Here is a 17,222-nt window from a genome sequence, read left to right as displayed (position 1 = left end):
TCTAATGGCGGTCATTAGAAAATGACAAGAAACTTTTTCTAATGACCGATTTGGGATTATACTATTGATGGTGTCAGGTAAATGACATGGCAAAAACCCCATGCTCATTTGCATGGCACCATTTCGTTTTGTGATAACGCAAGAAAGCCACTTCCATCCCCCACTTGTTGGTGAGTGGTGGGTGAGAATGGCTTTCTCGTGTTGCGTCGCTTAGGGCGACGAAGAGGTTGCGAGGTCGGCTGGGTTCGTGCCCGACGACGTGCTGTGGCTTAGTCTTTCGACAGGAATTTCTTGCATTGCAGGAGCGATACGGCTAACCATATGCCGCAGCCTATGCGGAAGAGCCAAGGCGCGTCGGCGGGTAAGGCGGTGGCGATAAACGCCAGTTGGGCGCTGACGAGCGTGCCGGTCTGCCCCATTGTCAGTTGCTTTTCGCAAATGTTGGAGTAGTAACTGCGCAACCACTCCAAGGGAGCCATGGCCTTTTGCGCCATCTTGGCGACAGCGGTTTGCAAACTGTTGGCAACCGACTGGAAGTTTACTTCTGTCTGGCTCGATGCTGATAATGTGACGTTCTTTTCCATAAGGCTTTACGATTTGGTTTGGATTTCTGCTGCAAAGTTACCCGATTGCAAAGAAATGTCATTTCACAGCACAATATTTACTTGTTAAAAACGTTAAATGTACATGTTGGAACCCTATTATAATCACGATTTATTGGAAGCCGGCTGCGATGAGGCTGGCCGTGGATGTCTGGCCGGTAGCGTGTTCGCCGCTGCCGTCATCCTGCCGCGCGACTATGAAAACGCGGCCCTCAACGACTCGAAGAAGCTCACGGCGAAGAAGCGATACGCCCTTCGTGAGCAGATCGAGCGCGACGCCCTGGCATGGGCTGTGGGCGAGGTGAAGCCCGAAGAGATCGACAAGGTGAACATCCTGCACGCCTCATTTCTGGCCATGCATCGTGCCATCGCCCAGTTGCAAGTGGCGCCCGAGGCGCTCATTATCGACGGAAACCGCTTCGATCCCTATCCCGGCTTGCCCCACACGTGCATCGTGAAGGGCGACGGCAAGTATTTGTCGATCGCAGCGGCGAGCATCCTTGCCAAGACCTACCGCGACGATTACATGGATGCGTTGGCCCGAGAGTGCCCCTATTACGACTGGGAGCACAACAAGGGTTATCCCACCGCCAAGCATTACGCTGGCCTGGAGGCCCACGGCCCGTCGGTCTACCATCGCCGTACGTTCAACCTGGTAGGCAACCGGCAGACCTCCATCAATTGGGATGCGCTCCCCAAGGAGTGACGGGCGCGACCGAGTGTTTCCTTTCTCAAACCGATTTTTATGTCAGCTCCATCAACCATGACCAAATGGCTCGACCTCATCCAGGCGATGACCGACGGCCAAAACCATACCGCCAACGAACTGGCAGAGGTGCTCGGGACCTCCGTGCGCAACCTCTATTACACGCTCGACGTGCTGCGCGAGTCGGGCTTCGAGGTGGTTCACGAGGGTCGCAACTACCATCTTCACCCGCGTTCCCCGTTCTTCCAATCCATCGCCTCGGCCGTCGATTTCACCGAGAATGAGGCTGTGTATCTTCACGGACTGCTGACCGCCGTGGAGAAAGACAACGCCATGGCGTCGATGCTCAAGCGCAAGCTCGAACGCTATTATAGCCTGAAACAATACACCGATGTGCGCATCCAGCGCCATGTATATAATAATGTGACGCAACTTGAGCGTGCCATGCGCCGCAAGTGTGTGGCCATCCTCCACGGCTACTCGTCGCCCCATAGCAGTACCGTCACCGATCGTTTGGTGGAGCCGTTCGCCTTCCTTGGCGACAAGAGCGATGTGAGGGCGTATGAGCTGAAGAGCGGCGTGAACAAAACGTTCAAAGTGTCGCGTATCGACCGTGTGGAACTGGTCGATACGCCGTGGTTCAACGAGAGCAAACACAAGGAGGTGTTCACCGATATGTTCATGTTCGCCGGCGAGGATAAGTACCGCATACGGTTGCGCTTCGACCTGCTGGCCCGCAACCTCATGCTTGAGGAGTATCCCCATTCGACCTCTATGATTACCCAGGAGGACGAAGGCCATTGGATTTTCGAGGCCGAACTGGTGAGCTATGTTGGTATCAGTCGGTTCATCCTGGGACTCTTCGACCATGTGGAGGTGCTTGAGAACGATGACCTGAAGGCTTTTCTCAATGAGAAAATGTCCCGTTGGAAGCCTTTTGAGTAATTGCGCGAGAATGAAAAGGAGGCCAGCGGAACTTGCTGGCGTGGCGTGGCCTACCTGAAAAGCGTTTGCAGCACGGGCAACGACTTCATCTCCGGGAATCCCGGAACGTGCAGGCGGTAGTAGTTGAGGATGATTTCCACGCAACGGTTGCGCTCGGCTTGGCTCATGCGGAACAAGTGCATGTTCTTGTAGTTCATGCGCATGAGCAGTGCGATGCGCGAGGCTTCGGCCGGCTCCAAGTAGTTGGGGTGGGGCGGACGCACGGCCGTGAACACGCTGTTGCGAAGGTCGAACCACTGGTGGGCGTCGCTCTCGGCCAGGTTGGGGAAGAAGCCGATGAACCGCGACAGGCGCATCATGAACACCAAGTGGAAGTTGGCGTATTGCCCCGACACGTTGTCGAGCCATAACAGACTGTCCTCCACGTAGTCGTAGAGCAACTCGTTTTGTTGCTCGTTGCGCGTGGCATAGTTCAAAAACTCAGCCAAGAAAAGCGAAATCGACAGTTTGACGGGGTCGAAAGGAACCGAACCAAACGGCTTGGCCAGTCGCAGGTCGCGAAAGCGCTGCATGGAAGCTTGCGGGCGATAGTCGAACACCACCTCCAGGAGGGTAAGGGGTTGAAACAGTTGTTTCTTGATTTTTCCTTTGTTCGATTTGGGCAAATGACAAAAGAACGACACCCTTCCTGCGTCGCGAGTAAACAAGTCGACAATCAACTGCGACTCGCCATATTTCAAAGCGTGCAATACAATCGCTGAAGTTTTCATTTCCATACACGGGCAAAAATACGAAAAATCAGGCGTTTAGAGAAAATATTTCAATTAAAATTTGGAAGGTTAAACAAAAAGCCGTAACTTTGCACCCGCAAAATTAAGCAGATGGTCCCTTCGTCTATCGGTTAGGACGAGAGATTTTCATTCTCTAAAGAGCAGTTCGACTCTGCTAGGGACTACTCCTAAAGGCAAAAAACAAGAAAAGAAAAAGATAAAGATGGCAAATCACAAATCATCACTCAAGAGAATTCGTCAGACCAAGGTCCGCACGCTTCACAACAAATATTATGCAAAGACTATGCGTAACGCAGTCCGCAAGCTTCGCGCCACTACCGATAAGGACGAGGCTGTGAAGATGTATCCTGTTGTCCAGAAGATGCTCGACAAGCTGACTAAGACAAACATCATCCACAAGAACAAGGCCGCAAACCTCAAGTCAAGCCTTGCTCTGCACATCAAGAAGCTCGGATAAGCTTCGAGCCATAGCTTATTAGTCATATAAGGTCGTGTTCTCTAACGAGAGCGCGGCCTTAAGTTGTTTTGTGGAAGCACCTTCTTTTCCGCCCCAGCCCGTCGCCGATGGTTTCCTGCCGGTCGATGATCTTTACCCCCTGTATTCTTGATTTTTGATCCCTTCGACCTTGAGGTAAACACTTGCGCGTCGTCGTCTTGTTTATGCGGCATGTCATCTCTTGTTAAACCCTAATCAGTCATTGGGTTAAACGCCATATTGTTGCGGCCTGGACGGCATATTGGGATGGTCTGCGAGGAAACCGATTGGTAAGCCCAAGTCGGTCATTAGATTTCAATTCTTGTTAGTGTTTGTTTCGAGCAGGTTGCGACAGTCGCGTTGAAGGCATAGCGGGCTATGTCGAAACGCGAATGGAAGCAAGATGCCGAAAGAAACGCTGACAAGAGTTGGAAAGAAGCCGTACAATCATAATAACTCTCCCATTTCGGTCTAATGACGATCGATTTGGGATAAGTGGGAACGCCTCGCTCCAAACCGCTAAACGAATTGGCTTGAAGCGTATTTATTCATGCCAAAAGTTTCATGGTTTGGGCAAATTTTAGTATCTTTGCAACAATAAACTATTTGAATTAAAATGGCAGATATTCACAACCCCGAAGATAATTATTCAGCCTCGAACATTCAGGTGCTCGAGGGTCTTGAGGCCGTTCGCAAACGCCCAGCTATGTACATCGGTGACGTCTCAGAGAAGGGTCTTCATCACCTCATCAACGAAACGGTAGACAACTGTATTGACGAGGCTATGGCGGGCTATTGCACCGACATCGAGGTGACCCTCAACACCGATGGTAGTTGCACGGTGGAAGATAACGGTCGCGGTATTCCCGTCGACGAGCACAAGAAGCTTCACAAGAGTGCCCTCGAGGTCGTCATGACCGTGCTTCACGCAGGCGGTAAGTTCGATAAGAACTCCTACAAGGTGTCTGGTGGTTTGCATGGTGTGGGTGTGAGTTGTGTGAACGCCCTGTCATACCACATGCTCTCGCAGGTGTTCCGCGATGGACACATTTACCAGCAGGAATACGAGAAGGGACGCCCCCTTTACCCTGTGAAGGTGGTTGGTGAGACCACCAAGCGTGGTACACGCCAACAGTTCTGGCCCGATCCCACCATCTTCTCCGCAACAACATTCCAGTGGGATGTGGTGGCCCGCCGTATGCGCGAGCTGGCTTATCTGAACGCCGGTATTCGCATCACGCTGAACGACATGCGCGCCGATGTTGAGGGTAAGACCCGCACACAGGTGTTCCACGCCAAGGACGGCCTGAAGGAATTTGTGCGCTACATCGACCGTCACCGCACGCATCTCTTCGACGACGTCATCTACCTGAAGACCGAGAAGCAGGGTGTGCCCATCGAGGTGGCCATCATGTATAACACCGATTATTCTGAGAATCTTCACTCTTACGTCAACAATATCAACACCATCGAGGGTGGTACGCACGTCACCGGTTTCCGCATGGCTCTGACACGTACGCTCAAGAACTATGCCGACAACGATCCGCAGATCTCCAAGCAGATCGAGAAAGCCAAGATAGAGATTGCCGGTGAGGACTTCCGCGAGGGTCTTACGGCGGTCATTTCCATCAAGGTGGCTGAGCCTCAGTTTGAGGGACAAACCAAGACCAAGCTGGGCAACAGCGAGGTGGTGGGTGCCGTTCAGCAGGCCGTTGGCGAGGCTTTGGCCGATTACCTCGAGGAACATCCCGATGAGGCCAAGCGCATCTGCGAGAAGGTGATCCTTGCCGCTACGGCTCGTATCGCCGCCCGCAAGGCCCGCGAGAGCGTGCAGCGCAAGAATGTGATGAGCGGAGGCGGCCTCCCCGGTAAGTTGGCCGACTGCTCCAACAAAGACCCCAAGCAATGTGAGATATTCCTCGTCGAGGGTGATTCGGCTGGTGGATCGGCCAAGCAGGGACGCGACCGCTACACACAGGCCATCCTGCCGTTGCGTGGTAAGATCCTGAACGTTGAGAAAGTGCAGTGGCACCGCGTGTTCGAGGCCGAGTCGGTGATGAACATCATTCAGTCGATTGGTGTCCGATTTGGTGTTGAGGGCGAGGACGACCGCGAGGCCAACATCGACAAGTTGCGCTACGACAAGATCATCATCATGACCGATGCCGACGTCGATGGTTCTCACATCGATACGCTCATCATGACGCTCTTCTATCGTTTCATGCCGAAGGTCATCGAGGATGGACACCTCTACATCGCCACGCCGCCGCTCTACAAGTGTGAGTTCCACCAGGGCAACAAGCGCGTTAGCGAGTATTGTTACAACGAGCAGCAGCGCCAGCTGTTCCTCGACAAGTATGGCGAGGGCGTGGAAGACGGCAAGCGCATCCACACACAGCGATATAAAGGTTTGGGTGAGATGAACCCCGAGCAGCTTTGGGAGACCACCATGGATCCCAAGACGCGCCTGCTGAAGCGTGTCACCATCGAGAACGCAGCCGATGCCGACGAGATATTCTCTATGCTCATGGGCGATGATGTGGAGCCGCGCCGCGAGTTTATCGAGGAGAATGCCGCTTACGCCAACATCGACGCATAATGCGCAGGCTCCTGGAACGATCCACCTTCCCAAAATCGCCGATTTCATCGGTATGGATGCATGGTGGGATGGAACAGGAACATAGGATATTCAGAAAGTTAACGATCGAATAAATAGGATAGGCATGCCACACCTTGAATCGTGTGGCATGCCTTTTTAGGTTATGAGAAGAGTTTGGTTGATAACGATGGCTTTGTGTTGGCTGACAACCTTGTGCGCGCAGGAGTTTGGCAGTCATTGGATCCGCATACCACAGCCCGACAGCCTCTCGCACGTATGGTTCCGACAAACCTACGTGGAGGATGGCTTGCCGCTTGAGGCTCGCGTTACGGTGGCCTCGCCCGGTTATTTCAAGCTCTATGTCAACGAATGTAATGTGGGTACGGCTTTGTTTTACCCGCCTCGCTTGCAGGCCGACTCCCAACCCGTGGTGATGACGTTCGACGTTACGCCCTTCCTTCGTGCCGACACCAATGTGGTGGCGCTTTGTTATGCGCCTTCCTATCCCCACGTGGATAGCAGTCAGGTCAGCGTTCAGTTTTTTGGCGTCGACGCCTCTGGCGCGCCTTTCTCTCGCTTTAGTGACGGAGGGTGGTTATGCCGCCGCGCCAACTCGCGCTGGACGGTCGATGGGAAGGAGCACGTGGATGGTCGCCTGCACGACGCTTCGTGGAAAGCCGCTTGGTTTAACCCTGCCTTATGGCTCACGGCCGATGAGCGCAAGGCCGCCGAAGGGTCCAAGGTCACTTACCTGTCGGCCACCCATCCTGTGCTCCGCCATGTGCATACCGACGGCTATCGCTATTTCGACCGTGATGGTTGCGGCGTGTCTTACGAGTTTGGAGTGGGCTTCCACGGTATGGTTCGCCTCACTCTGCGCGAGGCGCGCCGTGGCGAGCGTATCAGTTACGATGGCTTGGAGTATGTTTGCAACGGTCAGCTCGACGAACAAGCGTACCCCGTTTTCCGAATGGCCGATTACCGAAGGGTGCGGGTAACGGGCGACCGCCGCTTCAGGCGCGACCAAATCACCGTTGTGGAAGCCATCCAAACGGCCTATGAGCCCGATGGCGACGGCTTGCCTTGGTAATGGCAGGGTGGAAGCTGCGAGAAGGCAATGGCTGCTCTCACAGCAGCAACCGCAAAAGCTAAGCGAAGGGCATGGCTCGTGTGAGAGCAGCCCACGCCTTTTCTTACCTATTGGGGTTAAACGATGAAGAGGGTGTGTCAAAACTCATTTTTTGAAAATATGAACTTATAATTTGAAATTTGAGCATCCTAAAAGACTAAAGAAAGGGCCGTATCATTACTCAATACAGAGTTTGATACGACCCTTTTTAATATCATAGTTATAATCTGTAACTTTGAAGAGTAGTCATTTTAGTTTTGACACACCCTCTTTTGTGTGTATTGAGGGAGAGAAAGGCACCATTTTGTCTTTCTCCCAGTTTTGTTCCGTGCCTTTTGGGGGTGGATTACAGCATTCCTTGTTTCTTGAGTTCTTCTGCTATGCCGAGCAGTTCGTCGTACCAGTCTTGTCCGAAACGGCGAATGAGAGGCTCCTTGAGAAATACGTAGAGCGGCAGATGCAGCTCACGTCCCTTCTTTACCGCGTCCTTGCAGATGTCCCACCGATGGTAGTTGATGCCCACCAGGCCGCCGTTAAACTGTTTCTCGCGGATGGGATAGAGCGCGCACGAGACGGGCTTGGCCCATTGGGTCTTGCCAGCGTTGCAGGCGCACTCCAGCGCGCAGAGGCAGCAGTTGTGGATGGTGTGGCCGTCGTTGTGGTCGGTGAGGTCTTGGTGGCAGGTAAACACGCAGTCTTTTCCGCCCACAATGCTCGTCACCAGGTCGCCGTCGGCATCCGAGTAGGCCACGCCTTGCTTGTCGATGATGCTTTGGGCCGATGCGGTGAGATCCTCCCACACGGCGTCGAGCGATTCCTCAATAGAGCCGATTTCATCGAGCGTTACGGGTGCTCCGGCGTCGCCTTCCACGCAGCATGCGCCCTTGCATTTGTCGAGGTCGCAGCAAAACTCCTCGGTAAAGATATCGGGCGAAACCAGTACGTCGCCAATTTGTATGATGTGGAGTTCGCCTCCTCGTTTGTTGTCGTTCATGAATGTTATGTTATGGTGTTTGGGTTGTTTGTTCGTTACGGTGAAATGGTTGGATTTCATCCTTCGTTTTCTCGCCATGGCAGAGTTCAACAAGATTTCCTCTGCTCATTTGGCTTAACGAAAACGTTGGTTTTCGTGCTTGCCTTACCATGCGATGGGTGCCTGGCCTTGCTCTGTGAGGTAGGCGTTGCAGCGTGAGAACTGGTGCTGCCCGAACCATCCGCCGCGGTTGGCCGACAGGGGAGAGGGATGAACCGACTCGAGTATCAGGTTCTTCTGGCCATTGATGAGTGCTCGTTTGGAGCGCGCATAGCCACCCCAGAGCATGTAAACCAGTCCTTCGCGGTGGGCCGACAGGGCTTGGATGGCGGCGTCGGTGAAGAGGCTCCAGCCCAATCGTTGGTGGCTGTTGGCCATGTGGGCTCGCACGGTCAGCGTGGCGTTGAGCAGCAGCACCCCCTGTTTGGCCCATCGTGTCAGGTCGCCATTGGCGGGCATGTCGGTCCCCAGGTCGTCTCGAATCTCCTTGAAGATGTTGAGCAACGAGGGCGGCATGGCCACCCCTTCGGGCACCGAGAAGCTCAGTCCCATGGCCTGTCCGGGCTCATGGTAGGGGTCTTGCCCGATGATCACCACCTTCACTTGGTCGAAGGGGCAGAGGTTGAAGGCGTTGAAGATGAGGTTTCCCGGTGGGTAACAGGGTCCGCCCTGGTACTCTTGGCGCACCTGTTGGGTGAGAGCGGTGAAGTAGGGCTTGTCGAACTCCGCCCCTAAATGTTGTTTCCAACTCTCTTCTATCTTGACGTTCATGGTTGGTTGGTCTAAATGATTGGATGGTACGCCCCGTTCCGACATGTTGCGCGTTCCCCGTGTGTGGGAAGCGCGCCTCGCCGTGCCATGCATGTCTCGTGGCCGATTGGGGTTCAAAAGAAAAAGAGAATTAGGTAGAGGGCAATGTCGTGATGCATGTCCGTCTGCCTAATTCTCTATGTTTATGCGCCAGATGCGGTAATCTTCTTGTTACGGGAGGTTACCCCTCTTGCTTACTTGTTGTCGCTGATGAGGCACTCGCCCGTCATGTCGGCAGGCTGCTCCAGGCCCATGATGTGGAGGATGGAAGGCGCCACGTCGGCCAGACGGCCGTCCTTCACGGTAGCCGAGTTGTTGTTTGTGACGTAGATGAACGGCACGGGGTTGAGCGAGTGGGCGGTATTGGGTGTGCCGTCCTCGTTCATGGTGTGGTCGGCGTTACCGTGGTCGGCGATGATGATGGCCTCGTAGTCGTTGGCCTTGGCGGCCTCGATCACATCCTTCACGCAGTTGTCGACGGCCCACACGGCCTTGGCAATGGCGTTGTAGACGCCCGTGTGGCCCACCATGTCGCCGTTGGCGAAGTTCACCACGATGAAATCATACTCCTGTGTGTTGATGGCACCCACGAGCTTCTCCTTCACCTCGTAAGCGCTCATCTCAGGCTGCAGGTCGTAAGTGGCCACCTTCGGTGAGTGCACCAGGATGCGGTCCTCGCCGGGGAACGGTTGCTCGCGGCCGCCGTTGAGGAAGAACGTTACGTGAGCGTACTTCTCCGTTTCGGCTGTGTGGAGCTGGCGCTTGCCGTTGTTTGAGAGATACTCGGCCAGTGTGTCGCGCACGTCCTCCTTCGGATAGAGGATATGCACGCCCTTGAAGTTGGCGTCGTACGGAGTCATGCAGTAGTACTGCAGGTCCTTGATGGTGTGCATGCCTTCCTCGGGCATGTCCTGCTGTGTGAGCACGTAGGTGAGCTCGCGAGCGCGGTCGTTGCGGAAGTTGATGAAGATGATGACGTCGCCCTCCTGGATGGTGCCCTCCACCTTGGCGTTGTGGATCGGCTTGATAAACTCGTCGGTCACGCCCTCGGCGTAGCTCTCGTCCATGGCCTTCAGCAGGTCGTCGGCCTGCTTGCCCTTGCCCTCAACGAGCAGGTCGTAAGCCTCTTTCACGCGGTTCCAACGGTTGTCGCGGTCCATGGCGTAGAAACGTCCCACGATGCTGGCGATGTGTGCGTCGTTCTTGTCGCAGCACTGCAGCACCTCCTCAATGAAGCCCTTGCCGCTCTTCGGGTCGCAGTCGCGGCCGTCCATGAAGCAGTGCACGTAGGTCTCCTTCAAGCCATACTCCTTCGAGATCTCGAGCAACTTAAAGAGGTGGTTGAGGCTTGAGTGTACGCCACCGGTTGAGGTGAGTCCCATGATGTGGAGGCGCTTGCCCGTCTTCTGGGCATAGCTATAGGCGTTGATAATCTCCTGGTTCTTCAGGATGTCGCCGCTCTGGCAGGCCTTGTTGATCTTCACCAAGTCCTGGTAAACTACGCGACCGGCGCCGATGTTGAGGTGTCCCACCTCCGAGTTGCCCATCTGTCCGTCGGGCAGACCTACGTCCTCACCGCAAGCGTGGAGCTGTGAGTGAGCGCATGTAGCGTTGAGATAGTCGAGGTAAGGAGTCGGCGTGTTGAAGATAGCGTCGCCCTTGTCGTGCTGACCGATGCCCCATCCGTCGAGGATCATCAGGATTGCTTTTTTTGCCATAACTGTATTGTTTTTAATTGTCTTGTTTCTTTTTGCAAAGGTACTACCTTTTCATCGTTTTGGCAACACGTGAAAAGATAATTTGTGTTTATTTCACCACTTTCTTTCCGTCCATGATGTAGATGCCGCGTGGCAGCGTGCGGAGATCAGTGCCCAGATACTGGCCCGAGAGGCTGTAGACACGTCCCGTCTTGGTGGGGCGCACCCCCTCGATGGCGCTGATGCCCGTGGCGCTGGGCACGGTCACAGCTACGTCGTCGAGGAAGAAGCGCTTGCTGGGCTGGAAGTTGATGCAGAGCTTGCCCGTTGCGGTGAAACGCAGGGTGTAGGTGGTCCAGGCGCCCTTCGCCATGGTGAGGCTCATGTCGGTCGACTGGCTGTCGACAAACGTGCCGTTGCCCTTGAGCACCACCAGCAGGTCGGTGCCGTCGCGCTTCGCATCCCATCCGGCGGCGCGGAACGAGAGCGTCATGGTGTCGGCCACGGCGGTGAACGAGGGTGAGTTGACGAAGCCCGCTGTTTTGCTGTTGCCAAAACGGCCACAGCGATCGGCGCCGTTGGCCACCGTGGCATCCCATCCGTCGAGGTCGGGCGAGAACATACCCGTGGTCAGATTGCCGTTGAAACCGCCCGAATTTCCGCCTTCGCCGTTGCAGTTGTCGAACGTTTCGTGCAGCAGGTAGTTGCCCACGATTGGCACATCGTTGCTTGGCGCACTTGTGGGACGGCTCTCAAAACTGACGGTTCCATCGCTGTTTTCGGTGATGCGGTAGAGTCCGAGGTTCATGAAATGGCTACCGTCGGTGTTGGCGTTGTAGACCTTTGCGGCGGGAACGGAACGGTTGGTCAGCGAGTCGAGACCGTTGTAGGGATAGAGGTCGTGAATCTCCGAGTCGATGTTGTAGCTTCCGTCGTCGTAAAAGCTCTCGCCGTCCTCGTTGTCGGCGTGGAAGATGGTCATGCGCAGGTGGTCGTTGCTTACGCCCTGTTGCTCATAGTCGTCGCCCTTCTCGGTGAAGGTGTTCACAATGTTGTATTCCCATATCGTGGGGTCGTAGTCCACGTGGCTCACCATCAGTCCGTGGCTGGGCAGGTTCACGTCCCATCCCGTTTGCTGGCGGTTTTCCAGGAGGTAATACTCGTTGCGGTTGGCCTCGTTATAGATAACGTATGTGTTGCCGTTCTCGGTGAGCGACAGCATGCCGCTAATGGCTGTGGTGTCGGCCGTAAGCTCGATGGGCTCCGTCCAACCGCTGTACCATCGCTCCCAGGCGGTGTAGTTGGGGGGCGTCATGCCGTCGCCCAGGTAGCTGCCCATGTCCATGAGGCTGAAGTCGCACATGCCGAAGTTGCCGCTGTAGTAGACGTCGTACCAGTCGGGCAGGCCCAAGCAGTGGGAAAACTCGTGGCAGATGGTGCCAATGCCGCTCAGCCCGTTCTGCCCGTTGAGCTCGCTCGAGCAGGCGTAGGTGTCGATATTCTTACCGTCGAGCGTGATGTGCGACCCGCCTGGGTAGGCCGAGAGCCAATATTCGTGGGGCCAGATGGTGTTGTTGGCGCCCCCGTCGGCCTGGCCCTTTCCGGCGTAGAGGATAAACACCTGGTCGACCTCGCCATTGCCGCTCCAGTCGTAGTTGGCGAAGTCCACTTGGTCGTCCACCTTGCGGCAGGCCTCCTTCACCAGTTCGTCTACCGGCTCGTCGTCGCCATTCTTGTTGGTTCCGCCATAGTAAGTGGAGTTTTTCGACATGCGCACGGGCCCCACCACGTCGAACGAGAGGTTAAACAGGCCGTTGCTCTGGGCGCTGAAGTAGTCGCTCACCGATCCTTTGAATCCGTTCTCGGAGTAGCCCTTCTCGTTGGCTATCTGGTTGAAGAGCGCTTGGGTGTGGTCCGCCTTGAACGGCTTGTCGGGGAAATCCACGAGGATGATGAGGCCTTTCTTGTTGCCCGTGTAGCCCTGCGCCCTGCGCCTGGTGGCCAATCGGCGTATGTGGGCGGTGTTGCGGCGTGCGGCTCCGCGCCGCATGCCCATGAGCGTTTGGGCGCTGGCCTTCTGCCATACGCCGTCGTTCTCCACATAGCGTGTGCCGTCGGCCGCCTGCCAGTAATGGTTAAACTCGTCGCCGCGCAGCTCTACGCGCACGGCCTGCCCGTCGCTGAGCGTCACGGTTCGCCATTGTCCACGCTTGGCGGGTACGGCCATCGTGGCCACCGTAGCCAGCGTGAGCGCCGCGGTAAGTAGTGTTTTCTTCATGCTGATATGAACTTTGTTTTTTTTGTCAGTGGGGTGGATGAGTGGGCGGTTAGCCCTTCTCTTCCTGCCGACGCCGTTGGTCGGTGGGGGCGATGCAGTTGGCTCCTACCCATTGTTTTGGACCAACAAAATTATAAAGAATCTCGGTGTGCACAAAGTGACGGTGGTTAAAGTTGCTGAAAAGGGCGGCTTTTTTTGACCAAACAAACCCCGAGGCAGGTTCCGGATATAGCCGGCTTGAGGCGACAGGGTAGTTGGCGGATGAAGCCCTGTCAGGTAATTTGGTGAAAAAGTTGTGTCGTGATTTTGCGCGAACCAGCGAGCGCTAAGCTCATTTTTGCCCCATTTCATCGGAAAAACCGCGCTTCGCTTTTGCCGTTAGGCATCTTTTGGGTTGCGAAAGGCCGTGTATCGAGTTGCGAAAGACCATCTTTCGCGCCTCGGTTAGGCATGTTCCGAGGCGCGAAACATGCCTAACCGTGAGGTGGAGTATGAAATGTGGCGTGTGGAATGTTGAACTTTGGTAGTAATGCTCTGATTCTTAGCGTGTTGGGTAAATGTGCTGAGAATCGCGTATTTGCGCCCAACATTTCCGTCGTGGAAAACAACAGTGTAGTTCTTGGTATAGATTGTTGCGTGTTTTCAAACCTTGTGTTCACGAAAGAAGGGCACACCCCTTATCGAGGTGTGTCCCTTTCCTGAGATGAGAGGCTATGGCTCGGATAGCTTCTTACCTGACGAGCATCACGCTCTTGCCGCCTTGTCGCACGATGTAGGCGCCGTGGGCAGGCAGCCGTCCGAAGAGGTAAGCGACAAAATCAGCATATACCAACGAAGGCGCCGAACAGCACGATGGCTGTTCGGCGCCTTTGGCTTATAAGCTATCGACAGGGATAGCCTGTGTTCTCTCACGATCAGAGGGGATTAGGGGATAGGCTTCACCTTCTGCTGCGTAGACCACAAGAGGGGCATGCGCTTGGGCAGGAGGTTGGTACTGCTGCCGTCGAGGTACACACCGGCCTCAACGAGGTTGATAACCACCGACTTGTCGCTGGTGCTGTAAGAGCCCCAACTCAGGTTGGCGGCATTGGCAAAAGTGATGCGCAACTGGTGGTCGGCACCGCCATAGCGAACCGTGGTGGTGAGGGGTTGCGGATCGACAGCGAACACGATGGGCGACACGTGGTTCACCGTGACGTTGGCGGTGATGGTCTGCGTCATCATGGCTTTGGCGGCCTCAGTGAGCTCGGCGTTGTTGACGCCAACGAGCAACTTGACCAGGGGCACGTCGTTCAGCGTGAGCTTGTTGCTGGTGCTGATGGCCCAGGTGGCGTCGAGCGTGTCCATCACGACACTATCGGTGCGTGTCTCGCTCACGCAAACGAGCTTGCCCTTGAACGAGTTGTGTAAGTAACGATAGGCGTCGTCGATGGTGTCCTCGTTGTCTTCGTTGCATGAACTGAGCGAAACTGCACCCAGGACGACTCCCATCAAAAAGAGGATGTGAAAGAAACGTTTCATGATTTGATAACCTTTTTGCCATTGATAATATACATGCCCTTACCAAGACGATCGGTGTTGGTGCCAAGATAGCGGCCGTCGATGGTATAAACACCTTGGCGAACCTTCGGGGCCGATGCCTCAATGCGACTCACACGGGTGGTCCAAGTGTCATCGGTGACGGGACGAACGGAGAAGTCGCCATTGCTTATGGTCACCTTATAGCTGTTGACGTCGCCAGCCACTCGGCGCACCAACTGCCAACCTTTATCCTTGGTCGACTTTGAGCCAATGAACACACGATACGTGCCGTTGGGGATGGTGGATGCCTGCAACTTCACCATGGCCGACAGTGTGCCCACATTGTAATAGTTGCCTATTTTATCGGCGACCAATGACTTGAGCACCTTCAGGCTGTCGCCCATGTCCATCAGGCACGCTATCTCACCGGTGAAATTCTCGCCGGTCATGTTATACATCGATCCGGCGTCAATTTTCATCAGGCTTTTGTTGACACGCGACACAGTGAAACCGGTCTCACCATAGACATGCGAGGCATAGTCCATGACCTGCGTAGGAGCAATTCCGATAAGGATGTTTTGGCTCTCGCTGAACTGATAGCCTGTGGGATCGAGCAGGGCCACGTCGTAATAGCCGTTGCCGCCTTCGGGACCCCAACCCCAGTTGATGTGAACCAAGCCGTTGGCGTTGTAACCATCGCAAACGAAGGCGTGGCCTCCCGAGCTCTTGTCGACACCGGTATAGTAAATGGCGCGGCCCGTGTTGAGCTCGGTGTAGAGGATCTTCATCCACTCGGCCGTCGAATAATACTTGCGGGTGAGCAAGTTGATGCCGGGGTTGTAGTTGAAATAGGTAATCATGCCGTAGCGGGCCTCATGCGAATAGGCGCCACTGCCCGACGGGTTATAGTTCATGCCCACGGCCACTCCGCAGTGGAGCATCAGCGTGGAGACAGCCTTGGCCTGCTCTTCGGTATAGCTGTTGGCCTTGTAATCGGGCAACATGTTGTCCCAATCGTAGGTGGCAGCGCCAAAGTCGACGGAGATAATGCCGCCGGCTCCCTCGGCCGAGACGCTCAGCGTGGCCTTGCCTGTGCCATGCACCGGATACTTAAAGCCATACATAATCTGTGAGAGGGCGGTGGCCACACATCCTGTGGGGTAAGGCTTGCCACCCGTGAGTGTGGGGCACTGGTCGTTATAAGGGGAGCTTTGGCTCCAAACGGTCTTAACTATGGGCTCCACGGTGGGCTTGAAATCGCCGGAAGGAACCACAGGGGCATACTGGCGACCCTGGCTCATGGCAGCGGAGGCTGTGGTGAGGAACCACTTCAGACCGTCGTTGCGCTCTGGCTGGAACGCCGCGTCAGAGTAACCGATCACGGCGGGCCAAGCGTCATCGTTGCTGAGAACGGCGAACCCCAGGGCGTCGTTGCCCATCACGGTCAGCGTGGCATCCTGCTGAAGAACCTTGAGAGGAGCGGAGGCGGCCTTGTTCTTGCTCACCGACGCACCCGGCTGCAGCACCGAGAGGGCTGCCTTGGCCAAGTCGGCTTGTGTGCGCTCGCGTGCCTGCAGGGCTTGGGAAGCCAACAGGACGAATGCGAAAATGATAAATTTCTTCATGATTGACGATAATAATGATTTGTGTTTAGGAAACGGCAATGTGTCTTTTTCGAAACACAACGTGTTTGCTTGTTGTTATGAAAAAAGCAAAGTAAGATAGAAAAAGCCGGACAGGATGGTTTGTCCTATCCGGCAAATTCTATTGCTTTACTCAGACTGTTTTACTGAGCGTTGGGATCCTCTGCAAAGGTGATGTACTCCGTGAAAGCTTTCGCGAATGAATTTTCGATTTTGGGCAAATACATCTTCGTGTCCTCGAAAGAAGCGGTCAACGTCTCAGGATCATATGTGCCATACACAATCTGATCCTCACCCCGACCCATCATAACCACGCGACCGTAATCCTCATTGTAAACGAAGATATACTGAGGCTTGGCAGTCACTTCGTTCGTCTCGAAGTCGATATGGAACTTGAAGTCGTAACCTTCTTCGTACAGACCGGGGGCCATGAAGTCGCCGTTCGTCAAGTCATAGATAACGACATCCACCGGATTCCGGAAGAAACCAGAGGTCAGCACACCCGCATAGGATTTATAGACGTTTACTGTAAAAGAGATCTCCTTAATGCCATAAAGGAAGGCGTCTTCGTCGGCAACCGAGACAGCCACCTTGGCAGTCTTACCCACGGGAACATTTCCGTGAATAGTAACCGTCTTGCTGGCCTCGCCTGCTTTGAAGATAACCGGCTGAACGGTGAAGTACTCATTGTCGCAAACCAAGTTCACCGTGTCAGCCTGCGTCGTATCCACGCGATTCACAACGAAGCTAACGGCCTGATCCTGTCCAGGCAGGAAGGTGTAAGAAGACTTGGCGGCCTCGATGGTAGCGTTGCCACCCAACTGGTTGGGGTTGGCAGGTGTGTAGTCGAACTCATCGGTGCAAGAGGCCAAGGCCAACACAGTGAAGAGCGCCACATACGCATATTTGAAAATTGTCTTCATATTAATTCTTGTTTATCAATTAGTACTGATGCGATAAAATCGCATAGTTATTAAAATTCATCAAATAAAG

The 17,222-nt window shown here is 54.8% G+C and carries 14 protein-coding genes; 5 read left to right on the top strand and 9 right to left on the bottom strand.

All coding sequences use genetic code 11. From position 1 onward, the window contains the following. Positions 1-269: 269 nt before the first annotated feature. Complete coding sequence (locus tag WKK33_RS10040; RefSeq protein WP_337933683.1) at positions 270-584, bottom strand: hypothetical protein; 315 nt, start codon at positions 582-584, stop codon at positions 270-272. Between the two features lie 103 nt (positions 585-687). On the opposite strand from WKK33_RS10040, the gene WKK33_RS10035 reads away from it, so the two are divergent. Further along, the gene (locus tag WKK33_RS10035; RefSeq protein ID WP_337468578.1) at positions 688-1,308 is read left to right on the top strand and encodes a ribonuclease HII; all 621 of its coding nucleotides are present in this window, start codon (positions 688-690) and stop codon (positions 1,306-1,308) included. A gap of 39 nt (positions 1,309-1,347) precedes the next feature. Next, positions 1,348-2,253 carry a WYL domain-containing protein gene (locus WKK33_RS10030; protein WP_287769993.1) on the top strand — a complete coding sequence of 302 codons (906 nt, stop codon included), beginning with the start codon at positions 1,348-1,350 and terminating at the stop codon, positions 2,251-2,253. Between the two features lie 50 nt (positions 2,254-2,303). Here the strand turns inward: WKK33_RS10030 and recO are convergent, their stop codons facing one another. Further along, a complete protein-coding gene (recO, locus tag WKK33_RS10025; RefSeq protein WP_337933681.1) occupies positions 2,304-3,029 on the bottom strand; it encodes a DNA repair protein RecO in 726 nt (241 codons plus the stop codon). Positions 3,030-3,246: 217 nt separating this feature from the next. Between recO and rpsT the strand changes: the two genes are divergently transcribed. From rpsT to WKK33_RS10010, 3 genes are all read left to right on the top strand, one after another. After that, entirely contained in the window at positions 3,247-3,501 is a 255-nt protein-coding gene (rpsT, locus tag WKK33_RS10020) for a 30S ribosomal protein S20 (RefSeq protein WP_215759593.1), read from the top strand. Positions 3,502-4,135: 634 nt separating this feature from the next. Beyond that, entirely contained in the window at positions 4,136-6,118 is a 1,983-nt protein-coding gene (gyrB, locus tag WKK33_RS10015; protein ID WP_287769989.1) for a DNA topoisomerase (ATP-hydrolyzing) subunit B, read from the top strand. 163 nt (positions 6,119-6,281) lie between these two features. Next, a complete protein-coding gene (locus tag WKK33_RS10010; protein WP_337933677.1) occupies positions 6,282-7,208 on the top strand; it encodes a hypothetical protein in 927 nt (308 codons plus the stop codon). A 385-nt stretch (positions 7,209-7,593) separates the two neighbouring features. Here the strand turns inward: WKK33_RS10010 and WKK33_RS10005 are convergent, their stop codons facing one another. The 7 genes from WKK33_RS10005 to WKK33_RS09975 all read right to left on the bottom strand — a co-directional run bounded on the left by WKK33_RS10005 (position 7,594) and on the right by WKK33_RS09975 (position 17,152). Further along, positions 7,594-8,241, bottom strand: coding sequence for a DUF3109 family protein (locus WKK33_RS10005; protein ID WP_337933676.1), 648 nt, complete (start codon positions 8,239-8,241; stop codon positions 7,594-7,596). A gap of 144 nt (positions 8,242-8,385) precedes the next feature. Continuing rightward, positions 8,386-9,051 carry a uracil-DNA glycosylase gene (gene ung / locus WKK33_RS10000; RefSeq protein WP_287769984.1) on the bottom strand — a complete coding sequence of 222 codons (666 nt, stop codon included), beginning with the start codon at positions 9,049-9,051 and terminating at the stop codon, positions 8,386-8,388. A 233-nt stretch (positions 9,052-9,284) separates the two neighbouring features. Continuing rightward, positions 9,285-10,808 carry a 2,3-bisphosphoglycerate-independent phosphoglycerate mutase gene (gene gpmI / locus WKK33_RS09995; RefSeq protein WP_215759598.1) on the bottom strand — a complete coding sequence of 508 codons (1,524 nt, stop codon included), beginning with the start codon at positions 10,806-10,808 and terminating at the stop codon, positions 9,285-9,287. Between the two features lie 88 nt (positions 10,809-10,896). Beyond that, a complete protein-coding gene (locus WKK33_RS09990; protein ID WP_337933674.1) occupies positions 10,897-13,065 on the bottom strand; it encodes a M6 family metalloprotease domain-containing protein in 2,169 nt (722 codons plus the stop codon). A 924-nt stretch (positions 13,066-13,989) separates the two neighbouring features. After that, the gene (locus WKK33_RS09985; RefSeq protein WP_337933672.1) at positions 13,990-14,586 is read right to left on the bottom strand and encodes a DUF4840 domain-containing protein; all 597 of its coding nucleotides are present in this window, start codon (positions 14,584-14,586) and stop codon (positions 13,990-13,992) included. Next, positions 14,583-16,211 (bottom strand): C10 family peptidase, encoded by a 1,629-nt coding sequence (locus tag WKK33_RS09980; RefSeq protein ID WP_337933671.1) that lies wholly within the window; start codon positions 16,209-16,211, stop codon positions 14,583-14,585. Before WKK33_RS09980 ends, WKK33_RS09985 begins: the two co-directional genes overlap by 4 nt. Before the next feature lie 161 nt (positions 16,212-16,372). Further along, complete coding sequence (locus WKK33_RS09975; RefSeq protein WP_337933669.1) at positions 16,373-17,152, bottom strand: hypothetical protein; 780 nt, start codon at positions 17,150-17,152, stop codon at positions 16,373-16,375. Positions 17,153-17,222 lie beyond the last annotated feature (70 nt).

Origin of the sequence: Hallella sp. (assembly GCF_037460745.1) — a bacterium.
Lineage (GTDB): Bacteria > Bacteroidota > Bacteroidia > Bacteroidales > Bacteroidaceae > Prevotella > Prevotella faecis.
Note: the sequence above shows the minus strand (reverse complement) of the source record. Positions and strands in the feature narration are given on the sequence as shown.

Excerpts from the sequence above, each read along its gene's own strand:
- WKK33_RS09990 (WP_337933674.1), bottom strand. The coding sequence starts at position 13,065 with ATGAAGAAAACACTACTTACCGCGGCGCTCACGCTGGCTACGGTGGCC.
- WKK33_RS10030 (WP_287769993.1), top strand. The coding sequence starts at position 1,348 with ATGTCAGCTCCATCAACCATGACCAAATGGCTCGACCTCATCCAGGCG.
- WKK33_RS09980 (WP_337933671.1), bottom strand. The coding sequence starts at position 16,211 with ATGAAGAAATTTATCATTTTCGCATTCGTCCTGTTGGCTTCCCAAGCC.
- ung (WP_287769984.1), bottom strand. The coding sequence starts at position 9,051 with ATGAACGTCAAGATAGAAGAGAGTTGGAAACAACATTTAGGGGCGGAG.
- WKK33_RS09985 (WP_337933672.1), bottom strand. The coding sequence starts at position 14,586 with ATGAAACGTTTCTTTCACATCCTCTTTTTGATGGGAGTCGTCCTGGGT.
- WKK33_RS10005 (WP_337933676.1), bottom strand. The coding sequence starts at position 8,241 with ATGAACGACAACAAACGAGGAGGCGAACTCCACATCATACAAATTGGC.
- WKK33_RS10040 (WP_337933683.1), bottom strand. The coding sequence starts at position 584 with ATGGAAAAGAACGTCACATTATCAGCATCGAGCCAGACAGAAGTAAAC.
- rpsT (WP_215759593.1), top strand. The coding sequence starts at position 3,247 with ATGGCAAATCACAAATCATCACTCAAGAGAATTCGTCAGACCAAGGTC.
- recO (WP_337933681.1), bottom strand. The coding sequence starts at position 3,029 with ATGGAAATGAAAACTTCAGCGATTGTATTGCACGCTTTGAAATATGGC.
- gpmI (WP_215759598.1), bottom strand. The coding sequence starts at position 10,808 with ATGGCAAAAAAAGCAATCCTGATGATCCTCGACGGATGGGGCATCGGT.
- WKK33_RS10035 (WP_337468578.1), top strand. The coding sequence starts at position 688 with ATGTTGGAACCCTATTATAATCACGATTTATTGGAAGCCGGCTGCGAT.
- gyrB (WP_287769989.1), top strand. The coding sequence starts at position 4,136 with ATGGCAGATATTCACAACCCCGAAGATAATTATTCAGCCTCGAACATT.
- WKK33_RS09975 (WP_337933669.1), bottom strand. The coding sequence starts at position 17,152 with ATGAAGACAATTTTCAAATATGCGTATGTGGCGCTCTTCACTGTGTTG.
- WKK33_RS10010 (WP_337933677.1), top strand. The coding sequence starts at position 6,282 with ATGAGAAGAGTTTGGTTGATAACGATGGCTTTGTGTTGGCTGACAACC.